This is a genomic window from Mycobacterium sp. TH-M15, assembly GCF_057473705.1.
Map to the genome: position 1 here is coordinate 1 of NZ_JBYCLB010000318.1, position 3,236 is coordinate 3,236.

At 69.4% G+C, this 3,236-nt stretch carries 3 protein-coding genes and 2 pseudogenes; 3 read left to right on the forward strand and 2 right to left on the reverse strand.

Features of this window, described 5'->3' with window-relative positions:
- Positions 1-154 precede the first annotated feature (154 nt).
- From AC2VNT_RS07630 to AC2VNT_RS07640, 3 genes and pseudogenes are all read left to right on the forward strand, one after another.
- Positions 155-373, forward strand: coding sequence for a hypothetical protein (locus tag AC2VNT_RS07630; protein WP_486946278.1), 219 nt, complete (start codon positions 155-157; stop codon positions 371-373).
- Between the two features lie 117 nt (positions 374-490).
- Positions 491-817 (forward strand): hemophore-related protein, encoded by a 327-nt coding sequence (locus AC2VNT_RS07635; protein ID WP_486946279.1) that lies wholly within the window; start codon positions 491-493, stop codon positions 815-817.
- A 269-nt stretch (positions 818-1,086) separates the two neighbouring features.
- Positions 1,087-1,344 (forward strand): annotated as a pseudogene (locus tag AC2VNT_RS07640) (DUF732 domain-containing protein); the annotation flags it as partial.
- 327 nt (positions 1,345-1,671) lie between these two features.
- On the opposite strand, the gene AC2VNT_RS07645 reads toward AC2VNT_RS07640, so the two are convergent.
- Together AC2VNT_RS07645 and AC2VNT_RS07650 are read right to left on the reverse strand one after the other, a co-directional pair.
- On the reverse strand, positions 1,672-2,937 hold the full coding sequence (locus AC2VNT_RS07645) for an amidohydrolase (protein ID WP_486946280.1): 1,266 nt from the start codon (positions 2,935-2,937) through the stop codon (positions 1,672-1,674).
- A 189-nt stretch (positions 2,938-3,126) separates the two neighbouring features.
- A pseudogene (locus AC2VNT_RS07650) lies at positions 3,127-3,236 on the reverse strand (phosphotransferase family protein); the annotation flags it as partial.

Genomic DNA, 3,236 nt, shown 5'->3' on the forward strand with positions numbered 1-3,236 from the left:
CAAAGCTCGCGCCTTTCTGCGATCCGGATGTGTGAGAACACCCAGTTCACAAGGGCGCGAGCCCTCAATCAGTCACCGACACGATCCGAATCGGTCAGACCAGACCCCCACCAAGTCGGAAGAGATACAAGCCCTATTACGGCGCCATGCTGCCGTGCACCCTGCGGTTCCTCACCGTCGACGGTCCGGTATCGGCGCGGAAGGCATCCGCTTCTTCCCGCAGTGGATCGGGATTCCCGACGGCGCCGGCGGTTTCCTGTACAGCCCCGACCGCAGTCCGGAGGGCTTCGACCTCTACGGGATGGTCTGCTCCCGGCCGGTCGACCTCCGCGGGGGCTGGTGGATGTGCGGAATGTGGGACAGCGGGCTGTAGCCCTCGCGGGGTGTCCGGGCACAACTCCGGGATTCAGCGGCGCTCACCACCGTCTGCGCTGGCTAGACTGGGGTGAACGCTGTCAAGCCTCGAAGGGTGACGCACATGATCCGGTCAGTGCCGACCAAACTGGTGACCACGATCGTCGGCGTGGTGCTGGCGGCTATCGCCGGCGCCGGCGTCGTCGCGGCGGATCCCGATCTGAGCCCGGTCATCAACACCACCTGCAGCTACGAACAGGTGGTAGCCGCGCTGACCGCCGAGTCGCCGGACCTGGCGGCGCAGCTCAACGACTCCCCGATAGCGGATTCGTTCCTGCAGAGCTTCCTCGGCTCTTCGCCGGATCAGCGGCGGCAGATGATCCAGGAGCTGCAGAGCCATCCCGAGACGCAGCAGTACGTCGACGTGGTGCTCCGGGTGTCAAACACCTGCGGCAGCTACTGACGGCGAGGAGATAACCACCAGCGTGTTCCGCGGCCTGGTGGCAGCGTTGGCGCTGGCCGCCCCGGCGGCCGGCGCGTGCGCGTCGTGCTCGCACGCCGAGTCGTCGTCACGGCTGTCTGCGGACGACGCCCGCCGTGGTGTGGTAGGCCACAGTGAGGTTCTCAGTGGGGAGGCAGCTTCATGCGACACCGGGCATCCGCGGTTCGCTGTGAGAGACGGCGGTATTCGCGCTCGCCTCGTCAGCGGCTGCCCACGCCGACGACCAAAGCTACCTGGATTATTTGATGGCACACGGAGTTCAGTACCACGTCGACGTGGAGACGCCACCGAAAGCCATCGGGCACGCGATCTGTGACAGCCTGCACCACGACCGCGATCCCCTCTCCCTCGTCGATCGCAAGGTCTCAGACTCGGTCACCCCGGTGATGGTCGACGCCGCCCAACACGAACTCTGCCCGGACACGCTGGGCATCCCCCACAAACCGCTGCCGGAACGAGAGCGCGAGCAGCCGATCGGCGGTGTGTAGCCGCCAACGCAGGAACCGGTCCTGCTGAACAAGGACATGAGCGCGGGCCGACGGCAGTGACTCGGGTAGGTCGCGGGTGCGACGTCGGTGCCCGCCACCGCCCTGTCGTCGGTGCCGACGTCGGCTCTGGCACCACCAGGCGGCCGGCCGCCTGGCACCGCGCCACTCCCGGCCCCCGCGGTTCAGGATCCACCACCCAATCGGCAGAACGAACTGTCGCTCCGCGACGCCGGCAGGGTGCGCCTGCAGGCGTTGCGGCACCGAGGGCGATTGCCGACACCACTGTGGCGCGACGATAGCGGCTGTTGACCATGATCGACCCCCCGTTCAGCCGCCGCCGAGCAGGTCCAGCATGGCGTGGCTGGCGACCCGGGTGCCGAACGGGATCGCGGCCAGATCCACCAGGTAGTCCGGCGCGTGCGGCGAGTAGGGGAGCAGCTTGCCGGCGGCGGCGCTGGCGGCGAACACCTGCGGATCGGCCACCCCGACCAGCAGATACGCCAGCGGCAGGTCGTGGTGCGGCCCCTTGAGCAGGTGACAATCCTCCGAGCCGGTCACCGGCGGCAGCTCGGTGACCACGTTGGCCGCGCCGAACGCGGGCCCCAGCACGGCAGCCACCCGGCCGGTCAGCGACCCGTCGTTGACCAGCGGGGTGGACCCGCCGACGACCGTGATCACCGGCAGCAGCTCGTCGGGCATGCCGTAACTGCGGGCGATCCCCTCGCTGATCTCCCGGATCCGGGCGATCATCAGGTCGCGGACGTACGGCTGGAACCAGCGCAGGTTGACCCGCAGCCGCGCCTGGTCGGGGATGACGTTGAAGGCGGTCCCGGCCTGCATCGAACCGACCGTGAGCACCGCCGTCTCGTGCGGCGAGACGGCGCGGCTGACGACGCTCTGGAACTGCACGACGGCCAGGGCGGCCATCAGCACCGGGTCCTTGGCCAGCTGCGGCATCGACCCGTGCCCGCCGACCCCGCGGAACACGATCTCGATCTGGTCGGTGCCGGCGAACCGTTCGCCGCCGACCGCGGCCAGCATGCCGACCGGGATCGGCGCGGTGTGCATCGCCAGGAAGGCGTCCGGCTTCGGCGCGATGTCGTAGAGTCCGTCGTCGACCATGGCCTGCGCCCCGGCGATCAGCTCTTCGGCGGGCTGACCGACCAGCAGCGCGGTGCCCGACCAGGCGTCGGTGGTCTGGGCCAGCACGTTCGCCATGCCCAGCAGCCACACCACGTGCGCGTCGTGGCCGCAGGCATGCGCCACCGCCGTCTCGGAGCCGTCGTCGCGCCGGACGCGGACCGTGCTGGCGTAGTCGACGCCGGTGGCCTCCTGCACCGGCAGGGCATCCATGTCGGCGCGGTACAGCACGGTCGGGCCGGACCCGTTGCGCAGCATCGCCACCACGCCGGTGCCGCCGACCCCGGTGGAGACGGTGAAACCGGAGTCGGTCAATCCCTGCGCGAGGATGCCCGCGGTGCGGGTCTCGGCGAAGCCGAGCTCGGCGTGCCGGTGCAGATCCTTGAAGACCTCCACCAGGCGGGCTGATTCGGCGTCGACGAGTGAATCGATCCGCTCGGTCAATCCGGCCACCGGATACCTCCTCTGTTGCGTGTGGCGGCTTAGCCAGGCTTAGCCAGGATCGGTGCCCGGTTCCGGCCGCGTCGTCGTGATCGGCTTCTACCGGTTGATGATGGCAGGAATGGCGATCGTGCCGGTGATTTGGGTGAACGACAGCCGCCGCGCCACGCGCCGGACGACGCGACGGGCTGCCCCCGGCGCCTAACCGGTGAGCGTCTGTGCGTGCTCGAAGAACCAGACCGCGGCCCGGTGCAGCTGCTCGCCGACGTCCCTGGGCGCCTTGCCGGCGCAGGCGCGGGCCATCGTGCCCT